Genomic DNA, 20789 nt, shown 5'->3' with positions numbered 1-20789 from the left:
ACGAATATTCCTTCCGGATACCCGGTCTTCCGCCGAAAATTATTCTTGCTTCTCCGCTGAGTCAAGTCCCACAATCGGACCGTGACCAATTCGCTCACCATCGGTGTCGACGCCGGAGGCACTTCCACCCGCGTCGCGGTGCACTCACTCGACGGCACCCGGGTCGGTTATGCCCGGGCGGGCGCGGGCAACCCGAGCGCCCACGGCCTGACCAGTGCGGTGGCCGCGATCGACACCGCGCTCGGCCGGGCGCTGGCCGGGCAGGACGCGTCGTCGGTCGTCGCCTCGCTGGCCGGGGTCTCGGGACTCGTCGACTCGATGGAGCCGGAGCTGGCCAAGGTGTGGGCGGGGCACGGCATCGCCTCCGGGCCGCGGGTCAGAAGGGACGTGGTGCTCGCGTACGTCGCGGGGTCCCCCGAGCCGGACGGCTCGCTGCTGCTCGCGGGGACGGGGGCGGTGGCGGCCAGGTTCGCCGCCTACGAAGTGGACGCGATCGCCGATGGGCTCGGGTGGCTGCTGGGCGACGCGGGATCGGGCTTCTGGATCGGGCGCGCGGGCGCCAAGGCCGTCATCGCCGCGCTGGATCGCGGCTCTTCGGAGGGCGTGCTGGTCGAGCTGGTCGTCGAGCACTTCCTGGGGGCCGAGCGCGGTCCCACGCCGCGTAAGGACGCCGATCGGATCGTCCGGCTCGCGCAGGCCGACCACATGCGCCTGGCCGCATTGTCGGCGCTGGTCAGCCAGGCCGCCGAGGCGGGTGACCCGCTCGCGCTCGGCATCGCCCGTCAGGCGGCCGAGCACCTGGTCGCCACGGTCCGGCGGGTGCACCGGTCAGGGCCGGTGGTGCTGGCGGGGAGTGTGCTGACGAGCGAGGGGCCGGTACGGCAGGCCGTACGGGAGCTGCTGGGCGGGGAGAGCGTGGCCACGGCGCGGGACGGGGCGGGGGCGGCGGCCTGGCTGGCGGCGCGCGACCTGCTGCCGGAGACCGACCGGCGGGCGCTGCACGCGGCGTTCACCCTCAGCCCTTGATCGCCCCCGCGGTCATGCCGGTGCCGACGCGGCGCTGCAGGAACAGGAACAGCAGCAGCGCGGGCAGCGCGAACAGGCTGGCCGCGGCCATCGTCGCGCCCCAGTCGGTGCCGAACACGTCGCGGAACGACGACAGCCACACCGGCAGCGTCCGCCGGTCCTGATCCTTGATGATCAGCACGTTGACGAACGCGAACTCGTTCCACGCCGTGATGAAGCCGAACAGCGAGGTCGCCATCAGCCCCGGCGCGAGCAGCGGGAACACCACCCGCCGGAACGCCATGAGCCGGCCGCACCCGTCGACCTGCGCCGCCTCCTCCAGCTCCAGCGGGATCGCCTGCAGGAACCCGCGCAACGTCACGATCGTGAACGGCAGCGTGATCATGAAGTAGACGCCGGTCAGCATGGTCAGCGAATCGAGCAGGTCGGTGTCCCTGGCGATGATGAACACCGGCACCAGCAGCGCCTCCCACGGCGCCATCTGGGCGGCGAAGACGGCGAGCACGAAGGCCCCCGCGCCCCGCCAGCGCATCCTGGTCACCGCGAACGCCGCCAGCAGCGCCACGACCAGCGCGAGCAGCACGGCCACCACGGTCACGACCAGGCTGTTGCGCCAGTAGGTCCAGAAGCCGGGCGCGGAGATGGCTGTGGCGAAGTGTTCGAGAGTGGGGTTCGCCGGCCAGAACGTGGGCGTGGCCGCCTGGATGTCGCTGGTCGGTTTGACCGCGGTCAGGAACATCCAGTACACGGGGAAGATCGTCATCGCGAGTACGGCCAGCGCCGCCGCGTTGAGCGCGAGCCGTTTCATGAGCGGACCATTCTGCGCAGGTTGCTGATCAGGGCGATGGCGAGGATGACGACGGTGAGCATGGCGACCGCGGAGCCCAGGTCGTACCGGTGCAGGACTCTGGCGATCTTGAACGCGTAGACCGGCAGGGTGGTGGTGGCGCCGTCGGGCCCGCCCTGGCTGAGGACCCAGATCTGCGGGAAGCACTTGGCCACCCAGATCACTTCCAGGGAGGTGATCAGCGCGAAGAGCTGCCGCAGGATGGGCACCGTGATCTTCCAGAAGACCTGCCGGCCGGTGCCGCCGTCGATCCTGGCGGACTCGTACAGCTCGGCCGGGATCGTGGTCAGCCCCGCGTAGAGGGTCAGCGCGGCGAACGGCACCGACTGCCAGACGACCAGGACGACGAGTACGGCGAACGTGGCGGTGCCGTCCGCGAACCAGGTGTAGCCGCGGAACGAGTCGAGGCCCAGCGTGACCAGCAGCCAGTTGACCACGCCGAGCTCCGACTGGAAGAGCCACTGGAAGATCGTGGTGGCCGCGATGACCGGAGTGGCCCAGGCCAGGGCGAGCCCGCTCATCACCGCCAGGCGCAGGCCGGGGCGGAGCCGGACCAGCATCAGGGCGACGCCGGTCGACAGGGCCACGATGAGCACCACGTTGATCGCGGTCCACCCGAGGGTACGCAGCAGCACCTGCCAGAACTCCGCGCCGGACAGGAGTTCCCGGTAGTTCGCAAGGCCCGCGAACACGGCGCCGCCCCTGATGAGCTCGCCCATGCGGAAGTGCTGGAACGAGATCAGGGCCGCCTTGAGCAGGGGATAGAGCAGGAGGAAGGCCCCACCGGCCACCGTGGGCGCGATGAGCAGGTAGGGCCAGAGCGAACGCGACCTCACTTGCTGTTCAGGGTCGTCGTGATGGTCTCGGAGACCTTCTTCGCCTCGGCCGCCGGGTCGGCACCGGTGAGTACGGCGGTCATGTACTGCTTGACGACCGAGGTGGCCTCGACGGCGGCCCAGTTGGGCGTGTTGGGAGTGGCCCGGCCGTTGGCGGCGGCGGTGGCCATGGCCGCCGTGCCCTCGTCACCGGCCAGCACGCCGGCGAGCGAGGTGCGGTTGGGCACGAAGCTCATCGCCTTGGCCAGCTCCGTCTGGAACTGTTCGCCGGCCAGCGCCTTGACGACCTCGTACGCCTGGTCCTGGCGCTGCGAGGCGACCGGGATGATCAGGTCGGAGCCGCCGGTGAACACGGTGCCCGGCTTGTCGGCCGTCTTGCCGGGGATGGGGAAGAAGCCCATCTTGTCCTTCATCTTCGGCTCGACCTCCAGGACCCGCGAGGCGATGCCGGGGACGGCGATGATCTGGGCAACCTTGCCCTGGGCGAACACCTCGTGCTGCGGCGGGTTGGCCTCGTCGGCGTCCTTGGGGCCCTTGCCGAGGGCTTGGAGGCGCTGGTAGAAGTCCATGCCGGCCAGGGCCTGCGGGGTGTCGAGGGCGCCCTTCCACTTGCCGCCCTCCTGGATCGCCAGGTCGCCGCCCTCGTCCCAGACGAACCCAGCCAGGGCGTACCAGGTCTGGCCGGTGAGGTAGATGCCCTGGTTCTGGCCTTTATTAAGCTTTGCCGTGATATTTAGCCATTCGTCCCTGGTTTTTGGGGCTTTGATCCCTTCCTTGGCGAATATGTCCTTGTTGTAGACGACGACGCGGTTGGCGGCGTACCAGGGGATGCCGTACTGCTTGCCGTCGATGTTGCCCGGCTGGGCCAGGCCCGGCAGCCAGTCCTCGCCCTTGAGGTCGGTCACCTTGCCGGTCAGGTCCTGGACGCCGCCGCTGGCCGCGTACTGGGCGACCTGGGTGTTGCCGACCTCTATGACATCGGGGGCGTCGGTGCTGGCCAGCGCGGCGGTCACGCGCTCGCCGATGCCGTCCCAGGCCTGGATCTGGATGTCGAGGTCCGTCCCCTGGTGCGCGGCCTCGTAGCCGGTCTCGAACGTCTTCAGCAGTTCCTTCGTGATGCTGCCGTCCATGATCCAGACGGTCAGCTTGGCCGGGCCGCCGCTCGCGGGCGCTCCGCCGGTCGGCTTGGCATCGGAGCCGCACGCGCCCAGCGCGAAGACGGCCGCCAGAGCCAGGATGCGGTACTTCATCGTCGTTCACCTTCTGATGGGGGGTGTGTCGGCGGTGCTCTCAGGAACTGGGGACCGTGTCCTGGAAGGCGGTTCCGGCGGTGCGGAAGGCGCTGACCCGGCCGAGCACGTCGGCGGGTGAGACGATCTCGTTCTTGCTGTGGTAGACCCAGTCGACCTGCTGCCGGTAGCTCCGCGGGGTGGTGCCGCCCTGCAGATCGATGAACCACTGGTTGAACATGATCCACATGGGCGTCTCGGGGTAGTAGATGTCGCCGTGGTCGGCGAACAGCCGCCCGTCGACGTAGTACTTGATGCGCCCGCCGCCGACCTGGATGACCAGGTCATGCCAGCCGTTGAAGCTCGTCCGCTCCTCGGTGTGGGTGTTCACGGCCTGCCAGGGGTCGGCCTGGTAGGTCTCCCAGCTCGTGGTGTAGAGGATGTTGCCCGGCTCGCCCCAGCCGCCGTTGGGCAGGTACTCGAAGTCCAGCTCGCCGTAGTCGGGGTCCAGGTTGAAGTTGAGCGGGGTGATCGTGAAGAACGTCTGCACCAGGTGCTCGCCGTCCGGGCCGCTGGTCGGGGCGTCGCTGAAACGCACCCTGGCCGCGTACGTACCCTCGTGGAACTTGCGGGCGGCGGTGGACAGCTCCGTCTGGACGGTGCCCGAGGCGGTGCCGTTGGTCGAGGAGTCGAGCGTGAGCAGGCCGCCGGGGAACGTGATCGCCGACGGCGACCAGGTGGCACCGGGCACGCCGGGGCCGCCGGAGCTGGAGCGGACCGTCCAGCCGCGCTGGGACAGACGCGGGTCGGCCGAGCCGGTGTAGCTGAAGTCGTCGAACAGCACGCCCTGCGAACCGCCGGGCGGAGTGACGGTCGGGGTCGGGGTGGGAGTCGGATCGCTGCCTGACGGCCGGCCCCAGGCGAGCTGGCCGTTGACGTAGACGGTCACCTTGTCCCAGTTGCCGTACGCGGTCTGGGAGCCGAAGGAGTAGTCGTCGCTCTGGGTGAAGTTCTGCCAGTCGGCACGGTAGAAGCGGAGCTGCATGTCGCCGGTGTTCGTGCCGGGTGCGAGCGTGCCGGAGGTGAAGGCGATTTCTAGGTACTGGTCGGCACCCGACTGACGGACGAACTGCCCCGTCACCGTCGAACAACTCACCACCGCCCATGAGCAGGCGAAGCGGTACGTCTCCGTGCCGGTCAGGTAGTAGCGGATCTTGACCTGGTTGAGCGGGATCGACGTGGTGCCGTCGTTGTAGAGCTGGAACCAGGGCTCGGCTTGGGCGGTGGTGGCGAGTGGGGAGCTGGTCTTGTACGTGAGGCGTACGGCCTGCTGGGCGTTGGCCGGGGCGGTCAGCGCCAGGGCTACCAGGATGAGGGGGAGGGTCAGGCTGAAGAGGATCCTCACGGCATTCCGCGTCATGGCGGGGTTCTCCTTGTTTCTACGGCCCCCGAATTTCGTGCATGCCGAACAGTGCTGTCGTGCTGTCGTGCTCAGGGAGGTGCTCAGGCGCCTCGGCGGATGCGGCCCGCGTACAGCGCTTCGAGCTTGAGGTTGTGGGCGTCGCCCTCGGGGACGTTGGCCGAGAGGTAGACCGGTGGGACCTGGCCCGCCTCGAGCAGGTTGCCCACCGTCGCGGTCACGACGAGCTGGGCGAGCAGGGCCGAGGTGATGGTGGAGACGGCCCCGGTGGCGCCTCCGCCGGGCAGGGGAAGCACCGCGTCGCCGTACGGTGCCCGGTTGTCGAGCACCACGTCGGCGAGGTCGCTCAGTTTGCGGCCCGAGGGGTGACGGGAGGTGACCCTGTCGCCGTGGGCGCGCGAGGTGATCGCGACCAGGTCGTGACCGCGCTGCTTGACGAGGGTGGCGAGCTCGACGACCACGCCGTTCACGCCGGAGTTGGAGATGATCACGAACAGGTCCTCGTCGTGGACGGGGGCGTGATCGAGGATGGTGTGGGCGACGGCCGGGTCGCGTTCCAGGTCGTAGCGGTCGAGCTGGTCGCGGGGCGCTCCGCCGTACAGGACGATGTCCCTGAGCGCGAGCCGGTTCGTGGGCACCAGACCGCCCGCCCGCCCGGCGATCTCCATCGCGACCGCCTCGGAGTGGCCCGAGCCGAACGCCTGGATCACGCCGCCCTTACTGATCGCCGCGGTGAACAGTGTGGCGGCCCTGGAGATCTCCGGATCTTTCGGAATGTCCTGGACGAGCGGGGCGAGGTGGGCGACGTAGTCCTCAAGATTTAACGTCATATATCCCCTTCTGGGAGTCGGTGTCCGGCTACCGCTCTGACCGTTACGTCGAAAGCCTCCTTGGTACGTTCGTAGGTCTTCTGCGCGACCGAGACGTAGACCACGTCCAGCACGAGCAACTGCGAATGGATCGCCGCGAACCCGTCCGACCGGAACGTCGTCTCACGGCTGGCCGTGGTCAGCACCAGCTCGGCCACCTCGGCGAGTGGCGACCTGGGATGCGAGGTCACGGCCACGGTGATCGCGCCATGGCTGCCCGCCTCGGCGAGCACCTCGATGACCTCGCGCGTCCGGCCGCTGTGGGAGATGCCGATGGCCACGTCACCGTGCCCGAGCAGCGCCGCGTCGGTCAGCGCGCTGTGCGCGTCGGACCTGCTCCAGGTGGGTACGCGCATCCGCTGCAGCCGGTACTCCATCTCGCTGGCGACGGCCGCGCTGCTCGACACCCCGAACAGCAGCACCCTCCCGGCCCGCGCGACGGCCTGCGCGACCTTGCCCACCACGGCCAGGTCGAGCTGGTCGCCGGTCTCCTGGATCAGCCGGATGTCGTTCCCGGAGACGACGCCCAGCACCCGTTCGAGACTGTCGTCGGGCAGGATCTCCTGCCCGATGTCGGTCTGCCAGGTCTGCTGCGCCACCCGCCCGGTCTCGGTCGCGATGGCGACCCGCAGCTCGGCGTAGCCGGTGAATCCCAGCGCCCGGCAGAACCTCGTGATCGTGGCGGTGGAGGTGCCGCTCCGCTCGGCCAGATCGACGATCGTCAACCGCGCGGCCTCGGCGGGGCTGCCGAGGATCGCGTCCGCCACTTTCCGTAGCGCCTCGGGCATGTCGTGCTGCTCGGTTCTGATCCGGGCTAGTAGGTCCACGCGGTGAAAATTATGCTCATATCCTGGCCTCGTCAAGGATATTGGGGAATAATTTTTGACATGGAGCTGGTTCTGGGCATTGACGCAGGCGGCACCTCGTCGCGTGCCGCACTCTTCACGCTGGCGGGCACGCGGGTCGGCTATGGGGTCGCGGGCGGCGCCAACGCGGTCGCACTCGGCTTCCCGACGGCTTGCGCCAACTTGGCGGCAGCGGTGCGCAGGGCGCTGACGTCGGCGGACGGCGTCCTGGCGAGCGGTGGAGTGACGGCCGGTGGAGTGACGGCCGGTGCGCCGGGGAACGCCGGCGCACCGACGGCAGCGGACGGATCTGCGGCGTCTCCACCAGGGGCGGCCCCTTCGGCTGAGGTGCCCTCTTCAGCAGGGGCGCTGGTCCGGGCGGTGGTCGTCGGTATGGCGGGTAACGCGGCGATGCGTCAGGCCGTAGTGGAGCGGGTGTTCGGCGGACCGGGCGGTGATGGCGTTCAGGGGCCGGCGATCCACGCGGAGATGACCCGCACACTTGGCGACGTCGTCACCGCATTCGCCGCAGGCACGGCGTCGCCATCGGGCACGGTGCTGATCTCCGGGACAGGGGCGATCGCGGCAAAAATTACCGACCACGTTCAGGTGGCCACAGCGGACGGCTATGGGTGGCAACTGGGCGACGAGGGTTCAGCGTTCTGGCTCGGCCGGGCCGCCGCTCGCGCCACCATCCGCGCCTTGAACGCTTCCCTGCAGCCCCGAAGAGGGCGGCTGACAGAGCTTGTCATCTGTCATCTGTTATCCGACGGGCCATTTGACGATCCGGTTGGGCGGCTGGCGGCTGTGGTGCAGGGACAGGCGCCGCTCGCGCTGGCCGAGTTGGCGCCCTTCGTGAGTGAGGCCGCGGCGGACGGTGATCCGGTGGCGCTGGAGATCGTGGACGAGGCCGCCATCCGGCTGGTCAGGACGGCGATGGAGGTGCATGTGTCCCGCCTCCCCATCGTGCTCGCGGGTAGCGTCCTCACCACGGAAGGCCCCGTACGGCAGGCCGTCTTGGCACTTCTGCGGGAGGAGACGGTGAGCATTGCCGGAGACGGTGCGGGAGCGGCTGCCTGGCTGGCCGCTCGTGCGTACCTCAGCCCGCAAGAGGCCGAGCGACGCCATCCGCGCTTCGTGTCGCGGGACACTCCTTCGTGACGCCGGTCCGGGCGGTTCAGCCCACCAGCAGTGCCGCGCTCCCATAGCTGCCGCCGAAGCCCGTCACCAGCGCCACCTCGCGGCCGTCCCGGACCTCCCGTACGGCCTGGGCCACGTTGTTCAGGCCGTGCACGTAGCCCTCTGACAGCAGGCCGCCGTGCGGGTTGAGCCAGGCGTGCCGTCGTTCCAGGAGGTACGGGCCAAGGTCCTCGCGACGGACCAGGCCGAAGTCCGCCAACTGCCGGGGGACCAGCCATGAATACGCGTCGTACGGCAGTGCCGCCGTCACGTCCGACGGGCGCATGCCGGACGCCTCCCACAGCATGGGGGCCACGTACTCGGAGAAGATCGCGGTCACGTCCGGGGCCCGGTCCATCGAGGAGCAGCCGGGGCCGCCGCCGCGCACCACGGCCTGGATGCGCGGGCCGCCGAGCACGCCGCTGACCAGCAGCGCGCACGCGCCGTCGGTCTCCTGGCAGCAGTCGGCGGTACGCAGTGGCGTGCAGACGTACGGCTTGGCCAGGTAGTCCTCGAACGACAGCGGCTCGCGGCGCAGCGCCCGAGGGTTGGTCTTGGCGTTGTCCCTGGACTGGGCGACGACGGCGTGGAGGTGCTCGGGGCCGAGGCCGGTGTCGTGCAGGTAGCGGGTCGCGGCCAGGGCGAAGAGCGGGATCGGGCCGGCCATGCCGTAGGTGAACCGCTCCTGCGGGCCGGTGGAGACGGTGTTCATGCGCTTGCCTGAGCGGCCGTTAAGCGCCCGATAGATCAGGATATTTCGTGCCAAACCGGCGTGGATCAGCAGGGCCGCGTCGCCCAGGATCGAGGCCGCCTGGGTGCCGCCGCCGGCTATGTCGTTGTGCCAGCCCAGGCGGTCGATGCGCAGCGCGCGGGCGACCTGGGTCACGGGGGCCGAGTCGTTCATGTGGTAGCTCAGCACCGCGTCCACGTCCGCGGGTGCGATGCCCGCGTCGGCGCACGCCGTACGGCAGGCCTCGACCGCCAGGTCCAGCTCGGTGCGGCCGGACTCCCGCGTCAGCGCGGTCATGCCGATCCCGGCCACGGCCGCCCTGCCGGCGAAGGGCTGCATGCCCACCTCCTGCCAGGCCCCCACGGACGGACGGGTTCGCTGTCACGGGGGGTGGGTCACTCGCCGGGGCAGGGCGCGATCCACCCCGGCGGGTGACGCATGTGGTGCTAGCCCGACACGCTAACGCGGCGGCGGAGTATACACAAGCGCTTGCTCGGCACTAATGCGCGGCGGTAACAACGGCGGCGTCTTCCGTCCGAGGGCCCACGCCGCACGGCCCCGCGCATCCCACGATCGCGCGAGCCCTCACCGGCTGGCCGCAGAAACCGTCACCCCACGGCAACTGAACCCCTTCACAGCAGATAGTCCGTTTTGTAATACGGAAGTGCGATCATCCGATAACCCATCCCCATCATCTCGAGGTGAGCGATGGATCTACGCCACGTACGCAACGCGATCACCATCGCCCGCGCGGGCAGCCTGCGCCGCGCCTCCGCCGTGCTCCACCTCGCCCAGCCCACCCTGTCCGAGCAGCTCAGGGCGCTGGAGAAGGAGATCGGCGTCGAGCTGTTCACCCGCTCGTCCAGCGGGATGCGGCTCACCGAGGCAGGCGAGGTGTTCCTGGCCCAGGCCACGGTGGCGGTCGACGCCTTCGAACGGGCCGTGACCGCCGCCCGGGGCAAGGGGCAGACGGCCCGCCTGGGGGTCGCGGACGGGCTGGGGGACGTGGTGGCCCGGCTCCTGTCGCAGCTGCAGGGCGCGCGGTTGCGGGTGGCGCCCATGTGCACGGCCGAGCAGATCATCTCCATCATGGACGGAACCCTTCAGGCCGGGCTGGGGTACGCTCCCGGCTCGCTGCCCCGGGGCGTGGCCCGCATGCTCGTCCAGCGGGCCCCGGTACTCGCGCTGCTCCCCCGCGATCACCGGCTGGCCTCCGCCGAGCGGCTGCGGCTCGCCGATCTGGCGACGGAGCCGCTCGTCATGCCGGAGTCCGACGCGGTGGCGGGCGCGCGCCGGTTTCTCGAGGGGTTCGTCCGGCTCGGCCTGCATCCTCGCCTCGGACCCGGGGCGGCCACCCATGAGGCGGCCGTCGCCCTCGTCGAGTCGGGCGCCGGCTACACGCTCTGCGTGCGCGGCGGCCTGCCCGTGCCGGAACGCCTCACGTTCATCCCCGTCGCCGAAGAGATCCCGCCCCTTGAAGTGGTGTTCCTCTGGAACCGTCAGGCCGACGTGGACGACCTGGTGCACGCGGCCCGGCATCTCGCGCGATCTGGATAGCGCTATTATCTAGCGATGCGCGTTTCGGAGCTGAGTGTCGAGTCCGGTGTGGCGATCGCGACGATCAAGTACTACCTCCGCGAGGGCCTGCTGCACCAGGGCCGGCAGATCGCGGCCACCCGAGCCGAGTACGACGACTCCCACCTGCGCAGACTCCGCCTCATCCGGGCACTGCTGGAGGTGGGCCGGCTGCCCGTCGCCGCCATCAAGAAGGTCATCGAGGCGGTGGACGACGAGTCGCTCTCGGTGCACCTCATGCTCGGCACCGCCCAGTACGCTCTCGGTCCCACCATCGAGCCGGAGCCCGGTGAAGAATGGGACACGGCTCGCGGCCAGGTCGACACCCTCATCGCGGAGCTCGGCTGGGACGTCAGCCCTGAGGCCCCCACGCGGGACGAGCTCACCCAGACCGTCGTCAGGATGGGCCAGCTCGGCATGTCCACCGATCTGATGGTCTATGCCCGGACGGCCGAGAAGCTGGTGGCCGAGGCGGAGATGGACACGGTGCCGTTCGACGGGCCGCGCGAGGCCGCCGTCGAGGCGCTGGTGCTGGGCACGGTCCTGTACGGGCGGGCGTTCGACGCCCTCCGCCGCCTGGCGCACGAGTCGGAGTCGGCGCGGCGGGTCGGCGGCTCGGCCCGCGAAGTACCGAGTGGAAGTGATCGGGCCGGGTAGGCGCGGGCGGATGTTCGACGATTTCGCCCTCGGCCACACCGTGGTGTGCCCCGACACCAGGGGGTACGGCCGCTCGTCCAAGCCGCCGTACACGCGATGTGCGAGGGCTACCGGCGGGGCTGGGCGTCGACCGCGCGGCCACACGCTGGATGGCGGCCACCACCTGGCCGAGGACGTCCCGGACGAACTGGCCGAAGCCATCCGCGGTTTCTCCGCCGACCGAGCCGGCTCAGTCGGTCACGGCCACCGGGCGTTTCAACAGCCACAGGGCGGACCGCTGCAGTAACGTGCGGTGGATCTCGTTCTCGTACGACCGGACGTCGTGCCCCAGCGCGTCGTACACGACCCGCCCCCGCCGCACCGGCCGCGCCCACACCAGTGGCTGCCCGGTGGCCGATGACGCGAGCGGTTGTACGTCCGGCAGCACGTCGAGGTCGCTGTAGACCTCGTCCACCAGGTCGAAGTCGCGCAGCCCGTCCACGATCGGGTGGCCGCCGTGCACGCGTACCCCGGTCCAGCCCAGCGGCGGATGGTGGGACTTGGGCCAGGTCCAGCAGCCGCCCAGCACGCGCGGCCACCCCTGCCAGTCGTCGAAGCAGATCGACGCCGAGTGCATGCAGAGCAGTCCGCCACCCCGGTCCAGGTGGTCGAGCAGGGTGGTGCGGGCCTGGGCGGGCAGTTCGAAGCGCCACTCGTCACGCAGGTCGGCGAAGCGGTCGAGGTCCATCTGCCAGCGCAGCGCGTTGACGGTGATGAGCTGGACCTCCGACGGCTCGCTCAGCGCGCCCGCGATGTCCTCGGTGATCTCGGATTCGACTCCCACCCCGGCGAGCACTTCGGCGAGTGCCGCCGAGGTGGCCTCGAAGTCATGGAACAAGCCTCCCGAAAGAATCAGATTTCTCGCCACGTCCCAACCTCATCATGCTTGTCGCGGCATTTCTACCCGCGGACTGTCACATCGCTGGAGGCTGTCCCGTCCTGATGACAAAAGGAATGGAGTCATCATGAGAGTTCTCGTCGCCGGCGCCACCGGTGTCATCGGCCGTCAGCTTGTCCCCCTGCTCGCCGCCGTGGGCCACGAGGCGATCGAGCTGTCGCGGTCGAAGAACGCCGACGCGCTCGACCGCGAGGCGACCCGGCGGTTCGTCCGGGAGGCCGCGCCCGACGCGATCGTGCACCTGCTGACCGCGATTCCCCGGACGATCGACCCGAAGCGGATCGACAGGCAGTTCGAGCTGACGAACCGGCTGCGCGTGGAGGGCACCCGCAACCTCATCGACGCCGCCCCGAACGCCAGGTTCATCGCGCAGGGCCTCGCCTACGCCTACGACCCGGCTCCGGGACTGGCCGACGAGGACGCGCCGCTGTGGCAGGACCCGCCCAAGCCGTTCGCGCCCGTCCTCGGGGCGCTGCGCGAGCTGGAGCGGCAGACCACCGACGCCGGTGGGCTGGTGCTCCGTTTCGGGCATCTGACCGGCCCCGGCTCGGCGTACGACGAAGGCGGCGCCACCACCGAGGCGGTCAGGGCGGGCAAGATGCCGATCGTCGGCGACGGCGGCTCGGTGTTGTCGTTCACCGGCGCGCACGACGCCGCCACCGCGATCGTCGCGGCGCTGGACAGGGACGTGACCGGTGCGCTCAACGTGGTGGACGACGCGCCGGTCACGATGGGCGACTGGCTGCCCGCGTACGCCGCCGCGCTGGGCGCTCCGGCGCCCAAGCGGGTGCCCGCGTTCCTGGCCCGGCTGGCCGTCGGCCCCTTCGGCGTCGCCTTCATGACCAGGCTGCGCGGCGCCGACAACAGCCGCGCCCGGCTCGCGCTCAACTGGCGGCCCCGGCATCCGTCCTTCTTCGACGTCGCGGCATGATGCCGTGGTGGACTTCGAGGAATACCGCTCCATGCTGCTCGGGCTGGCCTACCGGCTGCTGGGCAGCATGTGGGACGCGGAAGACGTGGTGCAGGAGGCGTGGCTGCGCTGGCAGGCCACGGATCACGCGGAGATCAGGGAGCCCCGCGCGTTCCTGGTGACCGTGGTGTCCAGGCTGGCGCTCGACCAGCTCCGCTCGGCCAGGGTCAAGCGTGAGAGCTACGTCGGCCCCTGGCTGCCCGAGCCGGTCGCGACGGCCGAGGCCGGGCCGCTCGACACGGCCGAGCTGCGCGACACCGTCTCCTACGCCACGCTGCACCTGATGGAGCGCCTGTCGCCGCCCGAGCGCGCGGTGTTCGTGCTGCGGGAGGCGTTCGAGCTGCCGTACGACCAGATCGCCGAGATCGTCGGCTCCTCGGTCGCCAACGCCCGCCAGCTGCACCACCGCGCCGCGCAGCGGCTGGAGCAGGGCCGTGACCGGTTCCAGCCGACCTCGGAGCAGCATGCCGAGCTGCTGCTCAAGTTCGTGGCGGCGGCCTCGGGCGGCGACCTGGGCGCGCTCACCGACCTGCTGCACGAGGACGTCGTGGCCTGGAACGACGGCGGCGGCAAGGTCCGCGCCGCGCTCCGCCCGATCATCGGCCGCGAGAAGGTGGCGGCGTTCGTCGGCGGGCTGGTGTCGCGCTACGCCTTCGGCGCGGCGGAACTGGTCGAGGTCAACGGCCACCCCGCGATCCTGACCAGCGTCGCGGGCAACGAGCAGCTCGTCGCCATCGAGATCCGCGACGGCCGCATCCACGGCCTGTACGGTCTGCTCAATCCGGACAAGCTCTCACGGGTACGAACCGCCTGACCACCTATAGTCACCTTCATGGATCTGGGCATCAAGGGCAGAGTCGCACTCGTCACCGGAGGCAGCGCGGGCATCGGGCTCGCCGCGGCCAAGAGCCTGGCGCGGGAGGGCTGCGCCGTCTGCGTCAGCGCGCGCAATCCGGAACGGCTGGCCGACGCGGTGGTCGCGCTGCAGGAGTTCGGCGGCGTGGTGCACGCCGTGCTCGCGGACGTGGAGGAGCACGACGCCGCCGTCCGGGTGGTCGCCGAGACGCGGGACGTGCTGGGCCCGGTGGACATCCTGGTGGCCAACGCGGGCGGACCGCCCGTGGGCCGGTTCGTCGACGTCCGCCTGGATGACTGGGACATCGCGGTGCAGCGCAACCTGCTCGGCACCGTACGCCTGCTGCACGCCGTGCTGCCGGAGATGCGCGCCCGCGGCTGGGGCCGGATCGTCACGATCACCAGCCGGTCGGTACGCGAGGCGATCGACGGCCTGGCTCTGTCCAACACGACCCGCTCGGCCGTCGCCGGGATCGTGCGGACGCTGGCCCGGGAGGTCGGCGGCGACGGGGTGCTGGTCAACAACGTGCTGCCGGGCCCGATCGACACCGAGCGGCTGCGCGAGACCGCGGGTGGCGACGAGGGCCTGGCCGTGCGGGGCGGCGGGGTGCCGGTGGGGCGAGTCGGGCGGCCCGAGGAAGTGGGGGACGTGGTGGCGTTCCTGGCCAGCGAGCGGGCCTCGTTCGTGAACGGGATCTCGATGCTGGTCGACGGCGGCGAGAGCCGCGTCATCGCCTGATCAGGGTCGCCACGATCGCGGCGGCCCATGCGTCGGCCGGCTGCGCGAGGTCGGTGAAGAAGGCCAGGTGGGCGCGGTGGAAGCAGGCGCCCATCAGCAGCGAGGCGGCGGCCCCGGCGTCGATCGCGCCGTCGAGCCGGCCGAGCCGCTGCTCGGCCCGCAGCACCTCGGCCAGTACCTCGATCGGCAGGTGCGGGCCGGTGGCCCCCTTGGCCAGCATGTCCCTGAACGTGCTCAGCAGCGACGGATCGGAGATCATCCCCGAGGCGATGCCGGCGGCGCGGCCGTAGAAGTCGACGGCCGCCAGCGCGAACTCGGTGAGGTTGCCCGCCAGGTCGCCCTCACCGAGGCGCTCCCGCAGCGCGGCCAGCGCCGGGGCGAGCGCGGGCAGCCGTTCGAGCAGGACCGCCAGCAGCAGCGCCTCCTTCCCGGGGAAGTGCTTGTAGAGCAGCGCCTCGGAGCAACCGGCCTGCGACGCGATGCGTTTCGTGGTCGCCCCCGCCAGGCCGTATTCGTGGATGGCCTGCTCGGCGGCGTCGATGATGCGATCGCGGGTGTTCATGGGCGCATCTTATTAGTGAGCGCTTACTGACTTGGCAGCACATGACATCCTTCCTTTTAGAGACAAACGTGGGGAAGGCAGGGCCATGGACAAGCCGGTCATCGTGACGGTGGACGACGACCCAGGCGTATCGCGGGCGGTTGCCCGTGACCTGAGGCGCCGCTACGGCCAGCAGTACAGGATCGTCCGGGCGGAGGCCGCGGACCAGGGCATGGAGGCCGTGAAGGAGATGCGGCTGCGCGGCGACGACGTGGCCGCGATCCTGGCCGACTACCGGATGCCGCAGATGAACGGGGTGCAGTTCCTTGAGGCCGCGATGGACATGTATCCGTACGCGCGCCGGGTGCTCCTGACCGCCTACGCGGACACTGACGCCGCCATCCAGGCGATCAACGTGGTGGACCTCGACCACTACCTGCTCAAGCCGTGGGACCCGCCGGAGGAGAAGTTCTATCCGGTGATCGACGGCCAGCTCGACGCCTGGCACCGGACCGAGCGCATCGAGGTCGCCGAACTGCGGGTGGTGGGCGATCGGTGGTCGGCGCCGTCGTACAAGGTGCGTGAGTTCCTGGCCCGCAGCCACGTGCCGTACCAGTGGATGCTGGCCGAGGACCCGGAGGGCGCCGAGCTCGTGGCGGCGGTCGGCGCGGACTGCCGGCTGCCGCTCGTGGTCACCGCCGCGGGCGTCTCGATGCAGTCGCCCGACCAGGCCTCGCTCGCGGCGGCCGTGGGACTGTCGACCACGCCGGCCACCGACTTCTACGACCTGATCGTCGTCGGCGGCGGCCCCGCCGGGCTGGGCGCGGCGGTGTACGGCGCCTCCGAGGGGCTCAACACCGTGCTGATCGAGGCGCACGCCTCCGGCGGGCAGGCGGGCCAGAGCTCGCGGATCGAGAACTACCTGGGCTTCCCCGACGGCGTGTCCGGCCAGCAACTGACCGACCGGGCGCGCAGGCAGGCGCTGAAGTTCGGGGCCGAGTTGCTGAGCGCGCAGAAGGTCAGCCATCTGGAGCCCCGGGGGCAGGCCAGGGTGGTCGGGTTCAAGGACGGTGGCGAGATCGCCGCGCACGCGGTGATCCTGGCGACCGGTGTCACCTACCGCCGCCTGGACGCGCCGGGCCTGGACGAAATGGTGGGCAGGGGCGTCTTCTACGGCGCGGCGCTGACCGAGGCGCCCTCCTGCAAGGACAGCGAGGTCTACATCGTCGGCGCGGCCAACTCGGCCGGTCAGGCGGCGGTCTACCTGTCGGGATTCGCGAGCACGGTTCATTTGTTGGTGAGAGGTGACGGTTTGGAGAAGTCCATGTCGCACTACCTCATCGAGCAGATCGCCGCGATCCCGAACATCGAGGTGCACTACCAGACGCAGGTCACCGCCGGCGACGGCGACGGGCACCTGGAGCGCCTCACGCTCTCCACGAAGGGCGAGGAGCAGGTGGTCGAGACGCAGTGGCTGTTCGTGTTCATCGGTGCCGAGCCCTTCACCTCCTGGCTCGGCGACACGATCGAGCGCGACGCCAAGGGGTTCGTGCTGACCGGGCCGGACCTGGTGCAGGGCGGCAAGCGCCCGCGCAACTGGACGCTCAGGCGCGAGCCGTACTTCCTGGAGACGAACGTGCCGGGAGTGCTGGCCGCGGGTGACGTACGGGCCGAGTCGATCAAGCGGGTGGCCTCCGCCGTCGGTGAAGGCGCGATGGCGGTCGCGCTCGTGCATCGTTACCTGGAGAAGCAATGACCATCGACATCGACGAACTCCGCAAACTCTTCCTGTTCGAGCGCCTGACGGACGAGCAGCTCACCAAGCTGGCCCTCAGCGGTGCCATGCGGTCCTACGAGCAGGACGAGATCATCCTCCAGCAGGGCGACCCGGCGGAGTGCTTCGCCGTGCTGGTCGAGGGTGAGATCCAGATGATTTCGGAGACGGTCACGGCCGGGACCGTCAATATGCCGCGGACCTCCCAGCCGGGCGTGTACGGCGGGGCCACCAGCGCCTATCTCGGCGATCGGGCACCGGACCGCTACCAGCACAGTCTGCGGGCCACCGCGCCCTCCCGGATGTTCCTGCTGCCGGCCAGGAAGTTCGCGCACATCGTGACCGAGTGGTTCCCGATGGCGATGCACCTGCTCGACGGCATGGTGTCGGGTGGCCGCATGCAGCGGGAGGTCATCGACCGGCGCCAGCGGCTGACCGCGCTCGGCACGATCACCGCCGGGCTCACCCACGAGCTCAACAACCCGTCGGCGGCGGCCGTGCGGGCGGTGAGCGAGCTGCGCAAGCTGATCAGGACCTCCCGCATGCAGCTGGCCCAGCTCGCCGAGGACGGCATACCGCCGGAGCGGCTGAAGGCCCTGATCGAGATGCAGGAGAACTGCACCGCGGCCGTCGGAAAGCTGCCCCCGCGCACGCCGATGGAGATCTCCGACGCGGAGGACGACCTGGGCGAGGCCCTGGACGAGCTCGGCGTGGAGGACGCGTGGGAGCTGGCACCGGCGCTGGTCAACGCCGGATTCGGCCGCGTGCACCTGGAGAAGGTGCACAAGAAGGTGGGCGAGGAGCACACGGGCGCCGCGCTGCACTGGCTGGCCGAGGCCATCGAGATCTCGCAGATGCTCGGCGAGGTGACCGAGGCGACCGAGCGGATCACCTCGCTGCTCGCCTCGGCCAAGCAGTACTCACAGATGGACCGCGCGCCGTTCCAGGTCTGCGACGTGCACGAGCTGCTCGACAGCACGATCGCCATCTTCCGCGGCAAGATCCCGCCCGGCATCACCGTGGTCACCGACTACGACCGGACGCTGCCGCCCATCCCGGCCTACGCCGGCGAGCTCAACCAGGTGTGGACGAACCTCATCCACAACGCGCTCGACGCGATGGGCGGGGAGGGCACGCTGACCATCCGCACCGCGCACGACGAGGACGAGGCGATCATCGAGATCGGCGACACCGGCCCCGGTGTGCCGGACGCGATCAAGGACCGGATCTTCGAGCCGTTCTTCACCACGAAGAGCGTCGGCCAGGGCACCGGTCTCGGGCTCGACATCTCCTACCGGATCGTGGCCGGACGGCACGGCGGCGAGCTCAAGGCGCGGTCGACGCCCGGCGACACCTGGTTCGAGGTACGGCTGCCGCTCCGCGAGTCCGTGGCGGTCGCGTCCCCCGCCGCGTGAACGCGTAAAGGAAGGCCAGGCGTGGCAACTGTCACCCTGGCCTCGCGTGTCAGGGTCTCCTCCCCTGGAAAAAGAATTCACGTGCCCATCACACGCTGGACCAGCCAAGCCCTGCCCGCGATGCTCGACGATCTCAGGACGCTCGTCGAGCTGGAGACCTACAGCTACGACAAGGCCATGCTCACCCAGGGGCTGGCCGCCGTCCGTGCCCTGGTGGAGGAGCGGCTCGGCCTGCCGGACGAGGCGGTCGTGCACGACGGCGGCCAGTACGGCGACGTCCTGGAGCTGACCTACCAGGGCACCGCGCCCGGCACCGTCCTGATGCTCAGCCATTACGACACCGTCTGGCCGACCGGGACGCTCGCGGAGTGGCCGTTCACCGTGCTGAACGGCAAGATCACCGGACCGGGCGTGTTCGACATGAAGACCGGGCTCGTACAGACGGTCTGGGCGCTGCGGGGGCTGCGCGAGCTCGGCCTGCCGCACCCGAGCGTGCGGTACCTGTTCAACGGCGACGAGGAGATCGGCAGCCTGTTCTCCCGGCGGCACATCGAGGCCGCCAGCGCGGACGCGCTGGCCAGCCTGGTCTTCGAGGCGTCGCTGGACGGCGTGCTCAAGACTTCACGCAAGGGCGTCGGGCTGTTCGAGGTGACGGTCACCGGCGTCGAGGCGCACGCCGGGCTCGACCCCGACTCGGGCGCGAGCGCCATTCACGCGCTGGCCGAGCTCGTCACCCAGCTGGCCGGCTCCGGCGCGCGGGAGCTCGGCACCACGGTGAACGTCGGGCTGATCAGCGGTGGCACCGGGCGCAACGTCGCGGCGGGCCGCGCCACCTGCGGCATCGACGTCCGGGTCGCGCAGGCGCCGGAGATGGCGCGCATCGACGAGGTGTTCGCCGGCCTGCGCGCCTCGGACCCGCGGGTGTCGGTCGCGGTCACCGGAGGCTGGAACCGGCCGCCCATGACGCCCAATCCGGACTCGCAGGCCCTGTTCGAACAGGCGTGGGCGGTCGCGGCCGGGTTCGGCTGGGAGCTGAAGCAGACGGCGGTCGGCGGGGCCAGCGACGGCAACTTCATCTCCGCGCTGGGGCGCCCGGTGCTCGACGGCATGGGCGCGGTCGGCGACGGCGCGCACGCTCGGCACGAGCACGTGCTGATCGAGCACATCCCCGAGCGCACCGCGCTGACGATGGGGCTGCTCACGGCCCTCGCCTAGGAAACACGGCCCGTGGTAATGTCCCAAGCGAGCGCTTGGTTTACCATTGAGGGGCCGCCGCATGAAGTTCTCGACCTTCCACCTCTTCCACCGGTTCGACGGCCAGAGCTTCAAGGACGTCTATGACTACCACCTGGAGCTCATCGAGCTGGCCGAGGAACTGGGGTTCGACGGGGTACGGCTGGCCGAGCACCACTTCCGTGACTACGGCGTCGTGCCGAACCTGTTCACGCTGCTCGCCCACGCGGCCGCCCGCACCTCGCGCATCCGCCTGGGCACGGGCATCGTGGTGCTGCCCCTGCACAACCCGGTGCACGTGGCCGAGGAGGCCGCGCTGGTGGACGTGCTCTCGGGCGGACGACTGGATCTCGGGATCGGGCGCGGCTACCAGAGCTTCGAGTTCGAGGGCTTCGGCATCGACCTGGCCGAGGCGCGCGACCGGTTCAACGAGGCGCTGGAGGTGATCCTGGGCCTGTGGACCGAGGAGGCGTTCCAGCACGAGGGCAAGTTCTACAAGACCGGAGCCGAGGTGTCGCTGACGCCGCGCCCCCTCCAGACGCCGCACCCGCCGATCCATGTCGCCGCCGTCTCCCCCGAGACCGTCACCATGTACGGCGAGCGCGGGCTGCCCATCCTGGCCGACCCGGCGGCGACGTTCCGCAAGGTCGTCAAGGCGGCCGAGACCTGGCAGGAGACCGCCGCCCAGGCGGGGCACGCGGGCGGCGCCGAGCTGGTGGTGGCGCGGAGCGTCTATGTGGCGTCGACCGTCGAGCAGGCCCGCGAGGACCAGGCCAGGTTCGAGGCGTCGTTCGACCGGTCGCGGATCTTCAACGAGCGCAGCGCGCCGATCGACCCGAAGACCGGCAAGGCCGCGCAGGGCTTCGAGTACTACCAGGACCGCTATCTCAAGGGCGGCTCCGTCTCGGCCGACTTCCGCTGGGAGCAGCTCGAGGTGATCGGTGACCCGGCGCGGGTCATCGACCAGATCTCGCTGTTGCGGGATGCGGGGTTCGCCAACCTGCTCTGCGACTTCGGCAGCACCCGGCCGATGCCGCTGGAGGAGATGAAGAAGGTCATGCGGTTCTTCGCCGCCGAGGTCATGCCCGCATTTCACTGACGTTCCCAGGAGC

Annotated in this window: 20 protein-coding genes; 11 read left to right on the top strand and 9 right to left on the bottom strand. The window is 70.2% G+C overall.

All coding sequences use genetic code 11. The features are described 5' to 3' along the window. Positions 1-81 precede the first annotated feature (81 nt). Positions 82-1026, top strand: a complete 945-nt coding sequence (locus KME78_RS57750; RefSeq protein ID WP_219538631.1) for an N-acetylglucosamine kinase — start codon at positions 82-84, stop codon at positions 1024-1026. On the opposite strand, the gene KME78_RS57745 is transcribed toward KME78_RS57750, so the two are convergent. From KME78_RS57745 to KME78_RS57720, 6 genes are all read right to left on the bottom strand, one after another. After that, positions 1016-1834 (bottom strand): carbohydrate ABC transporter permease, encoded by an 819-nt coding sequence (locus KME78_RS57745; RefSeq protein ID WP_219538630.1) that lies wholly within the window; start codon positions 1832-1834, stop codon positions 1016-1018. The genes KME78_RS57750 and KME78_RS57745 overlap by 11 nt on opposite strands. Beyond that, a complete protein-coding gene (locus KME78_RS57740) occupies positions 1831-2709 on the bottom strand; it encodes a carbohydrate ABC transporter permease (protein ID WP_219538629.1) in 879 nt (292 codons plus the stop codon). The genes KME78_RS57745 and KME78_RS57740 overlap by 4 nt, the downstream gene beginning before the upstream one ends. Continuing rightward, positions 2706-3959 (bottom strand): extracellular solute-binding protein, encoded by a 1254-nt coding sequence (locus KME78_RS57735; protein WP_219538628.1) that lies wholly within the window; start codon positions 3957-3959, stop codon positions 2706-2708. Before KME78_RS57735 ends, KME78_RS57740 begins: the two co-directional genes overlap by 4 nt. 40 nt (positions 3960-3999) lie before the next feature. Then, the gene (locus KME78_RS57730) at positions 4000-5358 is read right to left on the bottom strand and encodes a cellulose binding domain-containing protein (RefSeq protein WP_219538627.1); all 1359 of its coding nucleotides are present in this window, start codon (positions 5356-5358) and stop codon (positions 4000-4002) included. A gap of 83 nt (positions 5359-5441) precedes the next feature. After that, positions 5442-6188: a sugar isomerase domain-containing protein gene (locus tag KME78_RS57725; protein WP_219538626.1), complete on the bottom strand. Its 747-nt coding sequence runs from the start codon at positions 6186-6188 to the stop codon at positions 5442-5444. After that, positions 6185-7054 (bottom strand): MurR/RpiR family transcriptional regulator, encoded by an 870-nt coding sequence (locus KME78_RS57720; RefSeq protein WP_308127548.1) that lies wholly within the window; start codon positions 7052-7054, stop codon positions 6185-6187. Before KME78_RS57720 ends, KME78_RS57725 begins: the two co-directional genes overlap by 4 nt. 60 nt (positions 7055-7114) lie before the next feature. Here KME78_RS57720 and KME78_RS57715 point away from each other — a divergent pair, with 60 nt between their 5' ends. Further along, positions 7115-8233 carry an N-acetylglucosamine kinase gene (locus KME78_RS57715; RefSeq protein WP_219538624.1) on the top strand — a complete coding sequence of 373 codons (1119 nt, stop codon included), beginning with the start codon at positions 7115-7117 and terminating at the stop codon, positions 8231-8233. Between the two features lie 16 nt (positions 8234-8249). Here the strand turns inward: KME78_RS57715 and KME78_RS57710 are convergent, their stop codons facing one another. Next, positions 8250-9326, bottom strand: coding sequence for a beta-ketoacyl-[acyl-carrier-protein] synthase family protein (locus tag KME78_RS57710; RefSeq protein ID WP_372455129.1), 1077 nt, complete (start codon positions 9324-9326; stop codon positions 8250-8252). Positions 9327-9689: 363 nt separating this feature from the next. Here KME78_RS57710 and KME78_RS57705 point away from each other — a divergent pair, with 363 nt between their 5' ends. Together KME78_RS57705 and KME78_RS57700 are read left to right on the top strand one after the other, a co-directional pair. Continuing rightward, positions 9690-10538 (top strand): LysR family transcriptional regulator, encoded by an 849-nt coding sequence (locus tag KME78_RS57705; RefSeq protein WP_219538620.1) that lies wholly within the window; start codon positions 9690-9692, stop codon positions 10536-10538. Between the two features lie 15 nt (positions 10539-10553). Further along, the gene (locus KME78_RS57700; protein ID WP_219538619.1) at positions 10554-11213 is read left to right on the top strand and encodes a MerR family transcriptional regulator; all 660 of its coding nucleotides are present in this window, start codon (positions 10554-10556) and stop codon (positions 11211-11213) included. 229 nt (positions 11214-11442) lie between these two features. On the opposite strand, the gene KME78_RS57695 is transcribed toward KME78_RS57700, so the two are convergent. Beyond that, the gene (locus KME78_RS57695) at positions 11443-12090 is read right to left on the bottom strand and encodes a ThuA domain-containing protein (RefSeq protein WP_219538618.1); all 648 of its coding nucleotides are present in this window, start codon (positions 12088-12090) and stop codon (positions 11443-11445) included. Between the two features lie 127 nt (positions 12091-12217). Here KME78_RS57695 and KME78_RS57690 point away from each other — a divergent pair, with 127 nt between their 5' ends. From KME78_RS57690 to KME78_RS57680, 3 genes are read left to right on the top strand one after another with little or no spacing between them, the layout of a single operon-like run. After that, complete coding sequence (locus KME78_RS57690; protein ID WP_219538616.1) at positions 12218-13081, top strand: NAD-dependent epimerase/dehydratase family protein; 864 nt, start codon at positions 12218-12220, stop codon at positions 13079-13081. 7 nt (positions 13082-13088) lie between these two features. Next, positions 13089-13934, top strand: coding sequence for an RNA polymerase sigma-70 factor (locus tag KME78_RS57685; RefSeq protein ID WP_308127546.1), 846 nt, complete (start codon positions 13089-13091; stop codon positions 13932-13934). 18 nt (positions 13935-13952) lie between these two features. Next, on the top strand, positions 13953-14714 hold the full coding sequence (locus KME78_RS57680; RefSeq protein ID WP_219538615.1) for an SDR family oxidoreductase: 762 nt from the start codon (positions 13953-13955) through the stop codon (positions 14712-14714). On the opposite strand, the gene KME78_RS57675 is transcribed toward KME78_RS57680, so the two are convergent. Then, complete coding sequence (locus tag KME78_RS57675) at positions 14704-15276, bottom strand: TetR/AcrR family transcriptional regulator (RefSeq protein ID WP_219538613.1); 573 nt, start codon at positions 15274-15276, stop codon at positions 14704-14706. The two genes, KME78_RS57680 and KME78_RS57675, sit on opposite strands and share 11 nt — an antisense overlap. A gap of 85 nt (positions 15277-15361) precedes the next feature. On the opposite strand from KME78_RS57675, the gene KME78_RS57670 reads away from it, so the two are divergent. The 4 genes from KME78_RS57670 to KME78_RS57655 all read left to right on the top strand — a co-directional run bounded on the left by KME78_RS57670 (position 15362) and on the right by KME78_RS57655 (position 20776). Beyond that, complete coding sequence (locus KME78_RS57670) at positions 15362-17011, top strand: NAD(P)/FAD-dependent oxidoreductase (protein ID WP_219538611.1); 1650 nt, start codon at positions 15362-15364, stop codon at positions 17009-17011. Continuing rightward, positions 17008-18444 (top strand): ATP-binding protein, encoded by a 1437-nt coding sequence (locus tag KME78_RS57665; protein WP_219538609.1) that lies wholly within the window; start codon positions 17008-17010, stop codon positions 18442-18444. The genes KME78_RS57670 and KME78_RS57665 overlap by 4 nt, the downstream gene beginning before the upstream one ends. Before the next feature lie 81 nt (positions 18445-18525). Continuing rightward, positions 18526-19659, top strand: coding sequence for a M20 family metallopeptidase (locus KME78_RS57660; RefSeq protein WP_308127545.1), 1134 nt, complete (start codon positions 18526-18528; stop codon positions 19657-19659). Positions 19660-19720: 61 nt separating this feature from the next. Continuing rightward, complete coding sequence (locus tag KME78_RS57655; RefSeq protein ID WP_219538608.1) at positions 19721-20776, top strand: LLM class flavin-dependent oxidoreductase; 1056 nt, start codon at positions 19721-19723, stop codon at positions 20774-20776. Positions 20777-20789 lie beyond the last annotated feature (13 nt).

This window comes from Nonomuraea guangzhouensis, assembly GCF_019396345.1.
In the GTDB taxonomy this organism is placed as follows: Bacteria; Actinomycetota; Actinomycetes; order Streptosporangiales; family Streptosporangiaceae; genus Nonomuraea; species Nonomuraea guangzhouensis.
Note: the sequence above shows the minus strand (reverse complement) of the source record. Positions and strands in the feature narration are given on the sequence as shown.

Coding starts and splice junctions, on each gene's coding strand:
- KME78_RS57745 (WP_219538630.1), bottom strand. CDS start 1,834: ATGAAACGGCTCGCGCTCAACGCGGCGGCGCTGGCCGTACTCGCGATG.
- KME78_RS57735 (WP_219538628.1), bottom strand. CDS start 3,959: ATGAAGTACCGCATCCTGGCTCTGGCGGCCGTCTTCGCGCTGGGCGCG.
- KME78_RS57730 (WP_219538627.1), bottom strand. CDS start 5,358: ATGACGCGGAATGCCGTGAGGATCCTCTTCAGCCTGACCCTCCCCCTC.
- KME78_RS57725 (WP_219538626.1), bottom strand. CDS start 6,188: ATGACGTTAAATCTTGAGGACTACGTCGCCCACCTCGCCCCGCTCGTC.
- KME78_RS57715 (WP_219538624.1), top strand. CDS start 7,115: ATGGAGCTGGTTCTGGGCATTGACGCAGGCGGCACCTCGTCGCGTGCC.
- KME78_RS57705 (WP_219538620.1), top strand. CDS start 9,690: ATGGATCTACGCCACGTACGCAACGCGATCACCATCGCCCGCGCGGGC.
- KME78_RS57700 (WP_219538619.1), top strand. CDS start 10,554: ATGCGCGTTTCGGAGCTGAGTGTCGAGTCCGGTGTGGCGATCGCGACG.
- KME78_RS57690 (WP_219538616.1), top strand. CDS start 12,218: ATGAGAGTTCTCGTCGCCGGCGCCACCGGTGTCATCGGCCGTCAGCTT.
- KME78_RS57680 (WP_219538615.1), top strand. CDS start 13,953: ATGGATCTGGGCATCAAGGGCAGAGTCGCACTCGTCACCGGAGGCAGC.
- KME78_RS57675 (WP_219538613.1), bottom strand. CDS start 15,276: ATGAACACCCGCGATCGCATCATCGACGCCGCCGAGCAGGCCATCCAC.
- KME78_RS57670 (WP_219538611.1), top strand. CDS start 15,362: ATGGACAAGCCGGTCATCGTGACGGTGGACGACGACCCAGGCGTATCG.
- KME78_RS57665 (WP_219538609.1), top strand. CDS start 17,008: ATGACCATCGACATCGACGAACTCCGCAAACTCTTCCTGTTCGAGCGC.
- KME78_RS57655 (WP_219538608.1), top strand. CDS start 19,721: ATGAAGTTCTCGACCTTCCACCTCTTCCACCGGTTCGACGGCCAGAGC.